Source organism: Pseudomonas gingeri, assembly GCF_013386165.1.
GTDB lineage: Bacteria > Pseudomonadota > Gammaproteobacteria > Pseudomonadales > Pseudomonadaceae > Aquipseudomonas > Aquipseudomonas gingeri_C.
Map to the genome: position 1 here is coordinate 317106 of NZ_JACAOS010000017.1, position 15880 is coordinate 332985.

16 protein-coding genes are annotated in these 15880 nt (G+C 63.7%); 8 read left to right on the forward strand and 8 right to left on the reverse strand.

Annotated features, from left to right (window positions below):
• Positions 1 to 6: 6 nt before the first annotated feature.
• On the reverse strand, positions 7 to 2061 hold the full coding sequence (gene glyS / locus HX866_RS21650; RefSeq protein WP_177125678.1) for a glycine--tRNA ligase subunit beta: 2055 nt from the start codon (positions 2059 to 2061) through the stop codon (positions 7 to 9).
• Positions 2058 to 3011 (reverse strand): glycine--tRNA ligase subunit alpha, encoded by a 954-nt coding sequence (gene glyQ, locus HX866_RS21655; RefSeq protein ID WP_053253611.1) that lies wholly within the window; start codon positions 3009 to 3011, stop codon positions 2058 to 2060. The genes glyS and glyQ overlap by 4 nt, the downstream gene beginning before the upstream one ends.
• A gap of 81 nt (positions 3012 to 3092) precedes the next feature.
• Between glyQ and HX866_RS21660 the strand changes: the two genes are divergently transcribed.
• The 3 genes from HX866_RS21660 to HX866_RS21670 all read left to right on the forward strand — a co-directional run bounded on the left by HX866_RS21660 (position 3093) and on the right by HX866_RS21670 (position 4916).
• Positions 3093 to 3656, forward strand: coding sequence for a DNA-3-methyladenine glycosylase I (locus tag HX866_RS21660; protein ID WP_177101247.1), 564 nt, complete (start codon positions 3093 to 3095; stop codon positions 3654 to 3656).
• A 35-nt stretch (positions 3657 to 3691) separates the two neighbouring features.
• Entirely contained in the window at positions 3692 to 4579 is an 888-nt protein-coding gene (locus tag HX866_RS21665; RefSeq protein ID WP_177101245.1) for a lysophospholipid acyltransferase, read from the forward strand.
• Between the two features lie 91 nt (positions 4580 to 4670).
• Positions 4671 to 4916 carry a PilZ domain-containing protein gene (locus HX866_RS21670; protein ID WP_177093838.1) on the forward strand — a complete coding sequence of 82 codons (246 nt, stop codon included), beginning with the start codon at positions 4671 to 4673 and terminating at the stop codon, positions 4914 to 4916.
• Here HX866_RS21670 and HX866_RS21675 read toward each other — a convergent pair.
• The 5 genes from HX866_RS21675 to def form a co-directional block, all read right to left on the reverse strand.
• Positions 4903 to 5226 (reverse strand): hypothetical protein, encoded by a 324-nt coding sequence (locus HX866_RS21675; protein ID WP_121135702.1) that lies wholly within the window; start codon positions 5224 to 5226, stop codon positions 4903 to 4905. The genes HX866_RS21670 and HX866_RS21675 overlap by 14 nt on opposite strands.
• A 124-nt stretch (positions 5227 to 5350) precedes the next feature.
• Positions 5351 to 6724: a Trk system potassium transporter TrkA gene (gene trkA / locus HX866_RS21680; protein ID WP_177140391.1), complete on the reverse strand. Its 1374-nt coding sequence runs from the start codon at positions 6722 to 6724 to the stop codon at positions 5351 to 5353.
• A gap of 23 nt (positions 6725 to 6747) precedes the next feature.
• A complete protein-coding gene (rsmB, locus tag HX866_RS21685) occupies positions 6748 to 8058 on the reverse strand; it encodes a 16S rRNA (cytosine(967)-C(5))-methyltransferase RsmB (RefSeq protein ID WP_177140392.1) in 1311 nt (436 codons plus the stop codon).
• Positions 8055 to 8987 (reverse strand): methionyl-tRNA formyltransferase, encoded by a 933-nt coding sequence (gene fmt, locus HX866_RS21690; protein ID WP_177093834.1) that lies wholly within the window; start codon positions 8985 to 8987, stop codon positions 8055 to 8057. Before fmt ends, rsmB begins: the two co-directional genes overlap by 4 nt.
• 153 nt (positions 8988 to 9140) lie before the next feature.
• Positions 9141 to 9647, reverse strand: a complete 507-nt coding sequence (gene def / locus HX866_RS21695; protein ID WP_177093833.1) for a peptide deformylase — start codon at positions 9645 to 9647, stop codon at positions 9141 to 9143.
• 152 nt (positions 9648 to 9799) lie between these two features.
• On the opposite strand from def, the gene HX866_RS21700 reads away from it, so the two are divergent.
• The 3 genes from HX866_RS21700 (at position 9800) to HX866_RS21710 (ending at position 12641) form a co-directional block, all read left to right on the forward strand.
• The gene (locus tag HX866_RS21700) at positions 9800 to 10822 is read left to right on the forward strand and encodes a LysM peptidoglycan-binding domain-containing protein (RefSeq protein ID WP_177093832.1); all 1023 of its coding nucleotides are present in this window, start codon (positions 9800 to 9802) and stop codon (positions 10820 to 10822) included.
• Between the two features lie 113 nt (positions 10823 to 10935).
• Positions 10936 to 12036, forward strand: a complete 1101-nt coding sequence (gene dprA / locus HX866_RS21705) for a DNA-processing protein DprA (protein ID WP_177140393.1) — start codon at positions 10936 to 10938, stop codon at positions 12034 to 12036.
• A 47-nt stretch (positions 12037 to 12083) separates the two neighbouring features.
• Entirely contained in the window at positions 12084 to 12641 is a 558-nt protein-coding gene (locus HX866_RS21710) for an L-threonylcarbamoyladenylate synthase (RefSeq protein ID WP_177093830.1), read from the forward strand.
• Positions 12642 to 12816: 175 nt separating this feature from the next.
• Here HX866_RS21710 and HX866_RS21715 read toward each other — a convergent pair whose 3' ends face one another.
• Positions 12817 to 13794: a quinone oxidoreductase family protein gene (locus tag HX866_RS21715; RefSeq protein ID WP_177101238.1), complete on the reverse strand. Its 978-nt coding sequence runs from the start codon at positions 13792 to 13794 to the stop codon at positions 12817 to 12819.
• Positions 13795 to 13972: 178 nt separating this feature from the next.
• Between HX866_RS21715 and hemF the strand changes: the two genes are divergently transcribed.
• Positions 13973 to 14893 carry an oxygen-dependent coproporphyrinogen oxidase gene (gene hemF, locus HX866_RS21720; protein WP_177125684.1) on the forward strand — a complete coding sequence of 307 codons (921 nt, stop codon included), beginning with the start codon at positions 13973 to 13975 and terminating at the stop codon, positions 14891 to 14893.
• Positions 14893 to 15714, forward strand: coding sequence for a shikimate dehydrogenase (gene aroE, locus HX866_RS21725; protein ID WP_177140394.1), 822 nt, complete (start codon positions 14893 to 14895; stop codon positions 15712 to 15714). The genes hemF and aroE overlap by 1 nt, the downstream gene beginning before the upstream one ends.
• Positions 15715 to 15880 lie beyond the last annotated feature (166 nt).

Sequence of the window (15880 nt, forward strand, 5' to 3'; positions counted from 1 at the left end):
GCGCCCTCAGCCCAGCAGGGAAATATCGGCGACACCCAGGAACAGGCCTCGCAGACGCGCCAGCAGCGCATAACGGTTGGCGCGCACCTTGGCGTCCTCGGCATTCACCATCACCGCTTCGAAGAACGCGTCGACTGGCTCGCGCAGGGCAGCCAGGCGTGCCAGCGATTCGTTGTACTGGCGCGCCGCAGCCATCGGCTGGACCGCCTGGTCCGCCTGCTGGATCGCCGAGTACAGCGAGAACTCGTTGGCGTTGTCGAAGTACTTGGCTTCCACGGTGGTCGGAATGCTGCCTTCGACCTTGCTCAGCAGGTTCGACACGCGCTTGTTCACCGCCGCCAGGGCTGCGGCTTCCGGCAACTGGCGGAATTTCTGCACGGCTTGTACGCGTTGGTCGAAGTCCAGCGCCGAACCCGGCTTGAGGGCACGTACCGACAGGTAGGTCGCCACGTCCACGCCTTCGTCTTCGTAACGGGCACGCAGACGGTCGAAGATGAACTCCAGCACCTGGTCGGCCAGGCCGGCAGCCTTGACCCGGGCACCGAAGGCCTTGACCGCGAACTCCACGGTCTCGATCAGGTCGAGGTCGAGCTGCTTGTCGATCAGGATGCGCAACACACCGAGGGCGGCGCGACGCAGGGCGTACGGGTCCTTGCTGCCGGTGGGCAGCATGCCGATACCGAAGATCCCGACCAGGGTGTCGAGCTTGTCGGCAATCGCCACCGCCGCACCGGTCAGGGTGCCCGGCAGTTCGGCGCCGGCACCGCGCGGCATGTACTGTTCGTTCAGGGCCAGGGCCACGTCTTCCGGCTCGCCGTCATTGAGGGCGTAGTAGTAACCGGCGACACCTTGCATCTCCGGGAACTCGCCGACCATTTCGGTGGCCAGGTCGCATTTCGACAGCAGGCCGGCGCGGGCGGCGCGCTGGGCGTCGCCACCGATGCGCGGGGCGATGAAGGCGGCCAGCTTGGAAACACGTTCGGCCTTGTCGTAGACGCTGCCCAGTTTCTCCTGGAACACCACGTTCTGCAGACGCAGGTTGAACTGCTCGAGCTTCTGCTTCTTGTCCTGCTTGAAGAAGAACTCGGCGTCGGTCAGGCGCGGGCGAACGACTTTCTCGTTACCGGCGATAATCTGTTGCGGGTCCTTGCTCTCGATGTTGGCGACGGTGATAAAGCGCGGCAGCAACTTTCCGTCGACGTCCAGCAGGCAGAAATACTTCTGGTTGTCCTGCATGGTGGTGATCAGGGCTTCCTGGGGCACGTCGAGGAAACGTTCCTCGAAGGAGCACACCAGCGGCACCGGCCATTCGACCAGGGCGCTGACTTCGTCGAGCAGGTCTGCCGGCATGATCGCCGTGCCTTCCTGCTGGGTCGCCAATTCGGTGGTGCGCTGGCTGATCAGCGCACGACGTTCGGCGGCATCGGCCAGCACGTAGGCGGCACGCAGGTCGCTCAGGTAGTTGGCCGGCGAGGTGATGCGCACGCTTTCCGGGTGGTGGAAGCGGTGACCACGGGAGTCGCGACCGGCTTTCTGGGCGAGGATGGTGCAGTCGATGACTTGGTCACCGAGCAGCATCACCAGCCACTGGGTCGGACGCACGAACTCTTCCTTGCGCGCGGCCCAGCGCATGCGCTTGGGAATCGGCAGGTCGTTCAGCGAGTCTTCGACGATGGTCGGCAACAGGCTTGCGGTCGGCTTGCCCTGGATGCTCTGGGTGTAGCGCAGTTTCGGCCCGCTCTGGTCGATTTCGCTCAGTTCCACACCGCATTTCTTGGCAAAACCCAGGGCGGCCTGAGTCGGGTTGCCTTCGGCGTCGAAGGCGGCCTGGCGTGGCGGGCCGTCGAGGTTGATGCTGCGGTCCGGCTGCTGGGTCTGCAGTTGGGTCAGCAATACGGCCAGGCGGCGCGGTGCGGCGTAGACCTGTTTGCTCTCGAAGCTCAGGCCGGCGCTTTGCAGGCCCTTTTCGATACCGGCAAGAAAAGCCTCGGCCAGGGTATTCAGGGCCTTGGGTGGCAGCTCTTCCGTGCCCAGTTCAACCAGAAAATCTTGAGCACTCATTGTGCTGCCTCCAACTTAGCCAACACTTCGTCACGCAAATCCGGGGTTGCCATCGGGAAGCCCAGCTTGGCCCGGGCCATCAGGTAGGCTTGCGCCACCGAACGGGCCAGGGTGCGGACCCGCAGGATGTACTGCTGGCGTGCGGTGACCGAGATCGCCCGGCGTGCATCCAGCAAGTTGAAGGTGTGGGAGGCCTTGAGGACCATTTCGTAGCTCGGCAACGGCAGCGGCTGGTCCAGTTCGATCAGGCGCTTGGCTTCGCTTTCATAGAAATCGAACAGTTCGAACAGCTTCTCGACGTTGGCGTGTTCGAAGTTGTAGGTCGACTGCTCCACTTCGTTCTGGTGGAACACGTCGCCGTAGGTCACCTTGCCGAACGGGCCGTCGGCCCAGACCAGGTCGTAGACCGAGTCCACGCCCTGCAGGTACATCGCCAGGCGCTCGAGGCCGTAGGTGATCTCGCCGGTCACCGGGTAGCACTCGATGCCACCGGCCTGCTGGAAGTAGGTGAACTGGGTGACTTCCATGCCGTTGAGCCAGACTTCCCAGCCCAGGCCCCAGGCGCCGAGGGTCGGCGATTCCCAGTTGTCTTCGACGAAACGGATGTCGTGCACCAGCGGGTCGAGGCCGACATGCTTGAGCGAGCCCAGGTACAGTTCCTGGAAGTTGTCCGGGTTCGGCTTGAGGACGACCTGGAACTGGTAGTAATGCTGCAAGCGGTTCGGGTTTTCGCCGTAGCGGCCGTCAGTCGGGCGGCGGCTGGGCTGTACGTAGGCGGCGTTCCAGGTTTCCGGGCCGATGGCGCGCAGGAACGTGGCGGTATGAAAGGTGCCGGCGCCTACTTCCATATCGTAGGGCTGAAGTACCACACAACCTTGCTCGGCCCAGTATTGCTGGAGGGCGAGGATCAAGTCTTGGAAGGTACGCACGGCTGGCGTAGGCTGGCTCACGAAATTCACCTGTTACTTGGGCTGCGATTCAAAAGGCGGGAGTATACCCGATTCGGCCACGCGCACGCCCCCTGGAGCCTTATGCCACGCTGCTTTTGGTGCAACGATGATCCTTTGTACATGGCCTATCACGATCAGGAGTGGGGCGTGCCGCTGCGCGATGGGCAGCGTCTCTTCGAGTTGCTTTTGCTCGAAGGGTTCCAGGCCGGTTTGTCGTGGATCACTATCCTGAAGAAACGTGAGCACTACCGGAAGGTGTTGTTCGGTTTTGATGTGCACAAAGTCGCGACCCTGAGCGATGGCGATATCGAGCAATTGATGCTCGACACCGGGATCATCCGCAATCGCCTGAAACTCAATGCCGCGCGGCGCAATGCCGAACTCTGGCTGACCCTGGAGGACCCGGTGGCACTGCTCTGGTCTTTTGTCGGCGGGGTGCAGAAGGTCAATCATTTCACAAGTCGCGGTGAAGTCCCGGCTGTCACGCCCGAGGCCGAGGCGATGAGCAAGGCCCTGAAGAAACTGGGCTTCAAATTCGTCGGCCCGACCATCTGTTATGCCTTCATGCAGGCCTCGGGCATGGTCATGGACCACACCACCGATTGTGATCGCTACGCCACATTGGCCACACCACGGTTACAATAGCCGGCTAACAAGCTCGATCACGACAGGAGTGGCCTGTGGACAAGTTTAAAGGCGCCGTGCTGGTAGGGGCGTTGCGGTTGTTTGCGCTGCTGCCCTGGTGCGCAGTGCAGCGGGTGGGCGCGGCCATCGGCTGGATGATGTGGAAGTTGCCCAACCGCTCCCGCGAAGTGGTGCGGATCAACCTGGCGAAGTGTTTCCCGGAGCTGGACCCGCTGGCCCGCGAGCAGTTGGTCGGCCGTAGCCTGATGGGCATCGGCAAATCCTTTACCGAAAGCGCCTGCGCCTGGATCTGGCCGGCCCATCGGTCGATGGAGCGGGTACGCGAAGTCGAAGGCCTGGATATCCTCAAGGAGGCCCTGGCCTCGGGCAAGGGGGTGGTGGGGATCACCAGCCACCTGGGCAATTGGGAAGTGCTCAATCACTTCTATTGCAGCCAGTGCAAGCCGATCATTTTCTATCGTCCGCCCAAGCTCAAGGCGGTGGACGAACTGTTGCGCAAACAGCGGGTGCAGTTGGGCAACCGGGTTGCCGCTTCCACCAAGGAAGGCATCCTCAGTGTCATCAAGGAAGTGCGCAAAGGTGGTGCAGTGGGTATTCCCGCTGACCCGGAACCGGCCGAAACCGCCGGGGTGTTCGTGCCGTTCCTCGGCACCACGGCGCTGACCAGCAAGTTCGTGCCCAATATGCTCGCCGGCGGCAAGGCGGTCGGCGTGTTCCTCCACGCGCTGCGGCTGCCCGACGGTTCGGGCTTCAAGGTGATCCTGGAAGCCGCGCCCGAAGCCATGTACAGCACCGATACAGAGACCTCCGCAGCGGCCATGAGCCAGGTGGTGGCGCGTTATGTGCGGGCTTATCCGGACCAGTACATGTGGAGCATGAAGCGCTTCCGGAGACGTCCAGCCGGTGAGAAACGCTGGTACTGAGACCCGATTGGCATGATCTGTGGATACGACCTGTGGATAAAAAGTCGCGCCACTGATTTATCCACAGCTGTACGTATCAAGGACGCAACCGATGTCCAATAATAAGAATGCTCTGCGTATCAAGATCCAGCACCCCAGCATCGGCGAGTGCCTGGGACAGGCCCGCAACCTGTCCAGCAAGGGCGTGTATGTGAATCACCCGAGCCTGGCGCGCTTGACCACCGGAGCGGTGGTCTATGGCCAGGTGCAGGATCTGCCGGCGACAGCGCCGCGGATTCGTATGGAAGTGGTCCGGGTCGACGCCGATGGCATCGGCCTGCGCTTTATTGATCTTTGAGCGCGGCTTTTTCCAGCTTTTTCAGAAACACCGTCATTTCCTTTTCCGCCTGCTTGTCGCCATGGGCGCGCGCGGCTTCCAGTCCCTGTTCCCACGCCTGCCTGGCGGCGGCGCTATCGCCCGCGGCCTGATGGGCCTTGCCCAGCAGTTTCCAGGCGGCGGAGTATTTCGGGTCGAAGCCGACGCAGCGTTGCAGGTGCTCGGCGGCCTTGGTGTTTTCCCCAAGGTCCAGATAACCCTTGCCGAGGCCGAAGCGCAGCAGCGAGTTATCCACACCCTTGGCGAGCATTTTTTCCAGTGATTCGAGCATGACGGTCCTTTCGGGTTGGCTTGAAATAGCTATCGCTGGCAAGCCAGCTCCTACAGTGGGTCGTGTCGCAGGATGCCCCCGATCATTGTAGGAGCTGGCTTGCCAGCGATGTCGGCCGCAATGCCTAGAAAAAACTCAGGCCGACATGAAACAGCTTTTCCACATCGCGGATCTGTTTTTTATCCACAAGGAACAGAATGACATGGTCGCCCGCCTGGATCACCGTGGCATCGTGGGCGATCAGCACCTCTTCATCACGAATGATCGCGCCGATGGTCGCCCCCGGCGGCAAGGCGATGTCGGCAATGGCCCGGCCCACCACCTTGCTCGACTTCGCGTCGCCGTGGGCAATCGCCTCGATGGCTTCCGCCGCCCCGCGCCGGAGTGAATGCACGCTGACGATATCGCCGCGCCGGACATGGGCCAGCAAGGTGCCGATGGTCGCCAACTGTGGGCTGATGGCGATATCGATCTCGCCGCCCTGGACCAGGTCGACGTAGGCCGGGTTGTTGATCAGGGTCATGACCTTCTTCGCCCCGAGGCGCTTGGCCAGCAGCGACGACATGATATTGGCCTCATCGTCGTTGGTCAGGGCCAGGAACACATCGGTGTCGGCGATGTTCTCTTCCAGCAGCAGGTCGCGGTCCGAGGCGCTGCCTTGCAGCACCACGGTGCTGTCCAGGGTGTCCGAGAGGTGACGGCAACGCGCCGGGTTCTTCTCGATGATCTTGACCTGGTAACGGCTTTCGATGGCTTCGGCCAAGCGCTCGCCGATCTGTCCGCCGCCGGCGATGACGATGCGTTTGTAGGTTTCGTCGAGGCGGCGCATTTCGCCCATCACCGCACGGATGTGCGCCTTGGCGGCGATGAAAAACACTTCGTCGTCGGCTTCGATCACCGTGTCGCCACGGGGCAGGATCGGCCGGTCGCGCCGGAAGATCGCCGCCACCCGGGTGTCGACGTTGGGCATGCGCTCGCGCAATTGGCGCAGTTGCTGCCCCACCAGCGGCCCGCCGTAGTAGGCCTTGACCGCCACCAGCAGGGCCTTGCCGTCGGCGAAGTCGATCACCTGCAAGGCGCCCGGGTGTTCGATCAGGCGCTTGATGTAATGGGTGACCACCTGCTCCGGGCTGATCAGCACATCCACCGGAATCGCGTCGTTGTCGAACAGCCCGGCGCGGGTCAGGTAGGCGGCCTCACGGACCCGGGCGATCTTGGTCGGGGTGTGGAACAGGGTGTGGGCGACCTGGCAGGCGACCATATTGGTTTCGTCGCTGTTGGTCACCGCCACCAGCATGTCGGCATCGTCCGCGCCGGCCTGGCGCAGGATCGTCGGAAACGAGGCGCGGCCCTGCACGGTGCGGATGTCCAGGCGGTCGCCGAGGTCGCGCAGGCGCTCGCCGTCGGTGTCGACCACGGTGATGTCGTTGGCTTCGCTGGCCAGGTGTTCGGCCAGTGTGCCGCCGACCTGCCCGGCACCGAGGATGATGATTTTCATCGGGTCGCTCCGTTACCCCGGGCTCAGCCGTGCGCGGCGGCGATCTTGATCAGCTTGGCGTAGTAGAAACCGTCGTGGCCGCCCTGCTGGGCCAGCAATTGGCGGCCATAGGGCTGCTTGATGCCGAACGTCCCGGCGATATCCAGCTCGCGAGCCCCGGATGTGCGGGCCAGGAAGGCTTCGATCACTTCGGTGTTCTCGGTCGGTAAGGTCGAACAGGTGGCGTAGAGCAGGATGCCGCCGACTTCCAGGGTCGTCCACATCGCGTCCAGCAGTTCACCTTGCAAGGCGGCCAGGGCGGCGATGTCGTCGGGCTGGCGGGTCAGCTTGATGTCCGGATGGCGACGGATCACGCCGGTGGCCGAGCACGGCGCATCCAGCAGGATGCGCTGGAACGGCTTGCCGTCCCACCAGGTGGCGACATCACGGCCGTCGGCGGCGATCAGTTCGGCGCTGAGCTTCAGGCGCTCAAGGTTCTCGCGTACCCGCACCAGGCGCTTGGCTTCCAGGTCCACGGCGACCACGCCGGCCAGTTGCGGCTGGGCTTCGAGGATATGGCAGGTCTTGCCACCAGGGGCGCAGCAGGCGTCGAGCACCCGTTGGCCCGGCGCCAGGTCCAGCAGGTCGGCGGCCAGTTGCGCGGCTTCGTCCTGGACGCTGATCCAGCCTTCGCTGAAGCCCGGCAGGCCGCGCACATCGCAGGCCTCCTCCAGCACGATGCCGTCCGGGCTGTAGACACAGGCCTGGGCGCTGACACCGGCGTCGGCCAACAGCTTGAGGTAGGCATCGCGCGGGTGATGGCGGCGATTGACCCGCAGGATCATCGGCGGGTGGGCGTTGTTCGCCGCGCAGATGGCTTCCCACTGTTCGGGCCAGAAGGCCTTGAGGGATTTTTGCAGCCAGCGCGGGTGGGCGGTGCGCACCACCGGGTCATGTTCCAGCTCGGCCAGCAGCGCTTCGCTTTCCCGCTGTGCGCGGCGTAGCACGGCGTTGAGCAGCGCCTTGGCCCAGGGTTTTTTCAGCTTGTCGGCGCAACCGACGGTCTCGCCAATGGCGGCATGGGCCGGTACGCGGGTGTAGAGCAGTTGATAGAGGCCGACCAGCAGCAAGGCTTCGACGTCGGCATCGGCGGCTTTGAACGGTTTTTGCAGCAGCTTGGCCGCCAGTGCCGAGAGGCGTGGCTGCCAGCGCGCGGTGCCGAACGCCAGGTCCTGGGTAAAACCGCGATCGCGGTCCTCGACCTTGTCCAGTTGCAGTGGCAACGAGCTGTTGAGCGAGGCCTTGCCGTTGAGGACGGCGGCGAGTGCCTTGGCGGCGGCCAGACGCGGGTTCATTGGCCGAGCACCGTACCGAGGGCGAATTTCTCGCGGCGGCTGTTGAACAGGTCGCTGAAGTTCAGCGCCTTGCCGCCGGGCAGTTGCAGGCGGGTCAGGCACAGGGCGCCGGCGCCGGTGGCGACGATCAGGCCGTCCTTGCTCGCGGCGATTATTTCACCAGGGTTGCCCTGGCCCTCGGCGACGCTGCCAGCCAGGACTTTCAGGGCTTCGCCACTGAGGGTGCTGTGGCACACCGGCCAGGGGTTGAAGGCGCGGATCAGGCGTTCCAGCTCGACCGCCGGACGGTTCCAGTCGATGCGCGCCTCGTCCTTGTTCAGCTTGTGGGCGTAGGTGGCGAGGCTGTCGTCCTGGACTTCACCGTCCAGGGTCCCGGCGGCGAGACCGGCGATGGCCTGGAGCACGGCAGGCGGGCCGAGTTCGGCGAGGCGGTCGTGCAGGCTGCCGCCGGTGTCTTCGGGGTTGATCGGGGTGACGCTCTTGAGCAGCATCGGCCCGGTGTCGAGCCCGGCTTCCATGCGCATCACGGTCACGCCGCTTTCACGATCGCCGGCTTCCACGGCGCGCTGGATCGGCGCCGCACCGCGCCAGCGCGGCAGCAGCGAGGCGTGGCTGTTGATGCAGCCCAGGCGCGGGATATCCAGCACCACCTGGGGCAGGATCAGGCCGTAGGCGACCACCACCAGCAGGTCCGGCGCGAGCGCCGCGAGTTCGGCCTGGGCCTCGGCGTTGCGCAGGGTCGGCGGTTGCAGGACGCTGATGCCGTGCTCCAGCGCGAGCTGCTTGACCGGGCTCGGCATCAGCTTCTGCCCGCGGCCCGCCGGACGGTCCGGCTGGGTGTAGACCGCGACGATCTCGTAGGGGCTGTCGAGCAGCGCCTTGAGATGTTCGGCGGCGAATTCGGGGGTGCCGGCAAAGACGATGCGCATGTGAAAAAACCTGTACCTGTAGGGGCGAGCTTACTCGCGAAAAATCGTTAACGATAACGCTGGCCACCTGGAATACCGAGGCGCCCTTGCGTTTATCGCGAGCAAGCTCGCTCCTACACTCCTACATGAAGAGGCAGGTGCAAGCCGGAGGGATCAGGCGTTCTGGCGGTGTTTCTTTTCCAGCTTCTTCTTGATCCGGTCGCGCTTGAGCGTGGACAGGTAGTCGACGAACAGCTTGCCGTTCAAGTGATCGCATTCATGCTGGATGCACACGGCCAGCAGGCCCTCGGCGGTCAACTCGTAAGGCTTGCCGTCGCGATCCAGGGCCTTGATCCGGACTTTCACCGGGCGCTCGACGTTCTCGTAGAACTCCGGCACCGACAGGCAACCTTCCTGGTACTCGCCCATTTCTTCGGTCAGCGGCTCGAATTCGGGGTTGATGAACACCCGCGGTTCGCTACGATCTTCACTCAGGTCCATGACCACGATGCGCTGGTGCACATTGACCTGGGTCGCCGCCAGGCCGATGCCCGGGGCTTCATACATTGTTTCAAACATGTCATCGATCAGTTGCCGCACCTGATCGTCCACCACGGCCACGGGTTTGGCGATGGTGCGCAGGCGCGGGTCTGGAAATTCGAGGATGTTTAAAATGGCCATAGGCGTATTTGCTGCACTTGTGAGGTAAAGTCAGAGACGGCTGCCGTATTGTCCCGTAGGGATCGGCTACCGTTGTAAAACGTTCTCCTTGGGAGCGAGCCGCGGGGGCTCTGGCGTTTCACGCGAAGGCACATAATAAAGGGATTCACTGCATGAGGAAAACACTACTCGCCCTGTTGCTGGCCGTTACCGGCGTCGTGCAGGCGCAAGTGCAACTCAAGGACGGTTATCCACAGCGTTATACGGTGGTGCGCGGCGACACACTTTGGGACATTTCCGGCAAGTTTCTCAGCGAACCCTGGAAGTGGCCGGAGATCTGGCACGCGAACCCCCAGGTGGCCAATCCGGACCTGATCTATCCCGGCGACACCCTGACGCTGCAGTTCGTCGACGGCCAGCCGCGGCTGGTGGTGGATCGCGGCGTGTCGCGGGGCACGGTGAAGTTGTCGCCGCAGGTGCGCCGTTCGCCGGTGGCCGAGGCGATTCCGAGTATCCCGCTGGAAAAGATCAATGCGTTCCTGTTGAGCAACCGCATCGTCGACAACCCCGATGACTTCCAGAAAGCCCCGTATATCCTGGCCGGCAACAATGAGCGGGTGCTCAGCGGCATGGGCGACCGGATCTATGCCCGTGGCGCGTTCGACCCGGCGCACAGCGTGTATGGCCTGTTCCGCCAGGGCAAGGTCTATACCGATCCGCAGACCAAGGAATTCCTCGGGATCAACGCCGATGACGTCGGCACCGGCGAGCTGCTGGCGACCGAAGGTGATGTCGGCACGTTGAACCTGCGCCGCACCACCCAGGAAGTTCGCCTGGGTGACCGCCTGTTCGTTACCGAAGAACGCCCGGTCAATTCGACGTTCATGCCCAGCGCGCCGCAAGCGCAGATCCGCGGCACGATCATAGATGTGCCACGGGGTGTTACGCAGATCGGCGTCATGGACGTGGTCACCATCGACAAGGGTCGCCGCGATGGCCTGGCCGAAGGCAACGTCCTGGCGGTGATGAAGACCGGTGAGACCGTGCACGACCAGGTGACCGGACAGCGGATCAAGGTCCCCGACGAGCGTTCGGGCCTGCTGATGGTGTTCCGCACCTACGAAAAGCTCAGCTATGGTTTAGTACTCACTGCCACGCGGTCCCTGACAGTCCTGGACAAGGTGCGCAACCCGTAACGCCGGACGATAACGCGGGGCCGATTCCGTTAGTAGGCTAAACAGGTTACCCACAGAGTTATCCACAGCTTGTTCCTGCTGTTCCAGGACCGCCACAGATCAAGGATGATCCGATGTCGCTGTCCAACTGTAACTCCCTGTCGCCGGCGGAGCTGGAAGCCCGCCTGCGTCTGCACCGTCTGCCGGAACTCGGCCCACGGCGTTTTCGAACCTTGCTCGGGGCCTTTGGCTCGGCCTCGGCGGCCCTTGCCGCACCGGCCGCTGCCTGGCGTGCGCTGGGGCTGCCGGTGGCCTGTGCCGAGGTGCGTCGCAGCCCTGAAGTACGGGACGCTGCCAGCGCTGCATTGCTCTGGCTAGAGCGCCCGGCTTGCCATCTGGTGATGTGGGACCAGGCCCATTACCCCGCCCTTCTCGCCGAATTGGACGACGCTCCGCCGCTGCTGTTCGTCGCTGGCGACCCTGCCCTGCTGGAACAACCGCAACTGGCGTTGGTTGGCAGTCGCCGTGCTTCCAAGCCGGGCATGGACACGGCGACGGCCTTTTCCCGGAGCCTGGCCGGTGCCGGTTTTGTCATCACCAGCGGGCTGGCGCTGGGGATAGACGGGGCCGCCCATCAGGCGGCCCTGGATGTTGGCGGGCGGACCATTGGCGTACTCGGCACCGGTTTGGAAAATCTTTATCCACAGCGTCATCGGCGACTGGCGGAGGCGATGATTGCCCAGGGCAGCGCCCTGGTGTCCGAGTTGCCCCTGGAGGCGCCGCCGCATCCGAGCAATTTCCCCCGGCGCAATCGGATCATCAGCGGCTTGTCCCTCGGCGTGCTGGTGGTGGAGGCCAGCGTCGCCAGCGGCTCGCTGATCACCGCCCGGTTGGCGGCGGAACAGGGCCGCGAGGTCTACGCGATTCCCGGCTCCATCCATCATCCCGGCGCCAAGGGCTGCCATCAGTTGATCCGCGACGGTGCGGTGCTGGTGGAGACCGTCGAAGACATCCTCGAACCCCTGCGCGGTTGGCAGCGCGTGACCTCCAGCGCGATTCCCGCTGCGCCCGAGCATCCGCTGCTAGGCTTATTGCATGCCGCGCCGCAGAGCAGCGAGGCCCTGGCCCGGGCCTGTGGCTGGGGATTACCGCGAGTATTGGCGGCGCTGACCGAGTTGGAGCTCGAAGGTCGGGTTGCCAATGAAAGCGGACGCTGGTTAGCTCGCGCGAGGTAGGTTTACCTGAGTAAACTGCGAGCAGCTTTGAATCCGGAGAACGAGTAATGGTCAAGAGTTGGCGTGTGCAAGAAGCCGCACGAGAAATTCGCGCAGGGGCGGTGATTGCCTATCCAACCGAGGCGGTCTGGGGCTTGGGTTGCGATCCCTGGAACGAAGAGGCGGTGGACCGTTTGCTGGCGATCAAGAATCGTTCGGTGGACAAGGGCTTGATCCTGATCGCCGACAACATTCGTCAGTTCGATTTTCTCTTCGAGGATTTCCCGGAGGACTGGATTGACCGTATGGCCAGTACCTGGCCGGGGCCCAATACCTGGCTGGTGCCCCATCAGGACCTGTTGCCGGAGTGGGTCACCGGTGTGCATGACACGGTGGCGTTGCGGGTCAGCGATCATCCGCTGGTGCGGGATCTGTGCTCGCTGGTGGGCCCGCTGATTTCTACCTCGGCCAATCCCCAGGGGCGGCCATCGGCGCGTACGCGGATTCGCGTGGAGCAGTATTTCCGCGGGCAGATCGATCTGGTGCTGGGCGGTAACCTGGGTGGACGCAAGAACCCGAGCCTGATCCGTGACCTGGCGACGGGGAATATCGTTCGTCCGGCGTAAGGTGAGCCCATGTGGCGAGCGGGCTTGCCCGCGCTGGGACGCGAAGCGGCCCTAAAACCAGTGATCGCGGTGTGTCAGGTAGAACACGATGACCGGTTTTGCGACTGCTTCGCAGCCGAGCGCGGGCAAGCCCGCTCGCCACAAGTGGATGCTGCCTAAGAGAGCCTCTGCTGTCTTAAGGCAACAACACCGTCGACCCGGTAGTCCGCCGCGCCGCCAGTTCGGTCTGGGCCTTGGCCGCGTCCGCGAGGCTGTAGCGTGCGCCGATCTCGATGTTCAGCTTGCCGCTGCTGATCATCTCGAACAGATCCTTTGCCATGGTTTGCAGGTTTTCCGCATTGTTGGCGTAGGTCGCCAGCGTCGGCCGGGTCACATACAGCGAGCCCTTGGCCGCCAGGATCCCCAGGTTGACCCCGTCCACCGCGCCCGAGGCATTGCCGAAGCTGACCATCAGGCCACGGGGCGCCAGGCTGTCCAGCGAGGTCAGCCAGGTGTCCTTGCCCACGCCGTCATACACCACCGGGACCTTCTTGCCATCGGTCAGCTCCAGCACCCGCTTGGCCACATCCTCGTGGCTGTAGTCGATGGTTTCCCAGGCCCCGAGGGACTTGGCCAACGCGGCCTTTTCCGGCGAACTGACGGTGCCGATCAGCTTCACGCCCAGGGCCTTGGCCCACTGGCAGGCAAGCAGGCCGACACCGCCGGCGGCCGCGTGGAACAGCACGGTTTCGCCACCCTTCAACTCATAGGTCTGGCGCAACAGGTACTGCACCGTCAGGCCCTTGAGCATCACTGCGGCCGCCTGTTCGAAGCTGATGCTTTCCGGCAGGTGCACCAGATTGGCCGCCGGCAGCACATGCACTTCGCTGTAGGCGCCCAGTGGACCGCTGCCGTAGGCCACGCGGTCACCGACCTTGAACTGGCTGACTTCGCTGCCGACTGCCTCGACCACGCCCGCGCCCTCGGCCCCGAGGCCCGACGGCATGGCCGGTGGGGCATACAGCCCGCTGCGCAAATAGGTGTCGATGAAGTTCAGGCCGATGGCGTGGTTGCGTACCCGCACTTGCTGCGGACCCGGCTCGGCGGGGGTGTAGTCGACATACTCAAGGACTTCGGGGCCGCCATGGGCACGAAACAGGATACGTTTAGCCATCGTTCTCTCCTTGGACATTCACAAAGGGGCGCTGTACAGCGCAATGCAAGGGGCCTATCGGACTCCTTCGCTTGATCTTCGTCAACAGCGACGAGCATAAACGCGGTGCTATGCTACGCGCCTCTTTGCTACCGGCCATCCGATGTGTCGCGTAGCTTTGCCCGATCAAGGTGATGTCATGACTACCCGCACCGAGGCCGTGAAAGCCTACCTGCTCGACCTGCAAGACCGTATTTGCGCTGCCCTGGAGGCCGAAGACGGTGGTACGCACTTCGTCGAAGACGCCTGGACCCGCCCCGCCGGTGGTGGCGGTCGGACCCGGGTGATCGCCAACGGTCAGCTGATCGAGAAAGGTGGTGTCAACTTCTCCCACGTCTTCGGCAGCGGCCTGCCGCCGTCGGCCAGCGCCCACCGTCCGGAACTGGCCGGGCGTGGCTTCGAGGCCCTGGGGGTGTCCCTGGTGATTCATCCGCACAACCCCCATGTGCCGACGTCCCACGCCAACGTGCGCTTTTTCATCGCTGAAAAAGAAGGCGAGGAGCCGGTCTGGTGGTTCGGCGGTGGTTTCGACCTGACGCCCTATTACGGCAATGAAGAAGACTGCGTGCACTGGCACCGGGTCGCCGAGCGCGCCTGTGCGCCGTTTGGCGAGCAGGTTTACTCGCGCTACAAGGCCTGGTGCGACAGCTACTTCCATATCAAGCACCGCAACGAGCCGCGCGGCATCGGCGGGCTGTTCTTCGATGACCTGAACGAGTGGGACTTCGACACCAGCTTCGCCTTCATGCGGGCGATTGGCGATGCCTATATCGAGGCGTATCTGCCGATCGTGCAGCGCCGCAAGGCCCAGGCCTGGACCGAGCAGCAGCGCGAGTTTCAGGAGTTCCGTCGCGGTCGTTACGTAGAGTTCAACCTGGTGTACGACCGTGGCACCCTGTTCGGCCTGCAATCGGGCGGCCGTACCGAATCGATCCTGATGTCGTTGCCGCCGCAAGTGCGCTGGGGCTATGACTGGAAGTCCGAGCCGGGCAGTGAAGAGGCGCGCCTGACCGAGTACTTCCTGCAGGACCGCGACTGGCTGACGGAGGGCAACCACTGATGGATCGGTACGTCGTTTTTGGCAACCCTATCGGCCACAGCAAATCGCCGTTGATTCACCGTTTGTTCGCCGAGCAGACCGCCCAGCAACTGGATTACAGCATCTTGCTGGCACCCCTCGATGATTTTTTCGGCTGTGCCCGAGGATTTTTCCAGGAGGGGCGCGGGGCCAATGTGACGGTACCGTTCAAGGAAGAAGCTTATCGCCTGGCCAATAGCCTGACGGCGCGGGCTCAGCGGGCCGGGGCGGTGAATACCCTGAGCAAGCTGGCCGATGGCAGCTTGTTGGGTGACAACACCGACGGTGCCGGGCTGGTGCGCGACCTGACGGTGAATGCCGGGTTCAGCCTGCGGGGCAAGCGCATCCTGCTATTGGGCGCCGGTGGCGCGGTACGTGGCGCGCTGGAGCCGTTGTTGGCGGAGCTGCCGGCGTCGGTGGTCATCGCCAATCGGACGGTCGAGAAAGCCGAGTTGCTGGCTGAACTGTTCGCCGACCTGGGGCCGGTGTCCGCCAGTGGGTTTGACGGGGTGCGCGAGCCGGTGGACCTGATCATCAATGCCACTTCGGCGAGCTTGTCGGGGGATGTGCCGCCGATTGCGTCGAGCCTGATCGAGCCTGGCAAGACCTTCTGCTACGACATGATGTACAGCAAGGAGCCGACGGCGTTCTGCCGCTGGGCGAGCGAGCAGGGTGCGGCGGTGTCGATGGATGGCCTGGGGATGCTCGCCGAACAGGCGGCGGAAGCCTTCCTGCTGTGGCGCGGTGTGCGCCCGGATACGGCGCCGGTGCTGGCTGAGTTGCGGCGGTTGCTGGCTTTGTAGATACCGTTGGAGCTGGCTTGCCAGCGATCATGGCGGTGACTGTGGTATCGCCATCGCCAGCAAGCCGGCTCCTACAGGTTCGTGTTTCACCACAAAAGTATCGTGTTGCCGAAACCCTTGTAGGAGCTGGCTTGCCAGCGATGAGGCCCTGAAGCCCTGCGGTGAT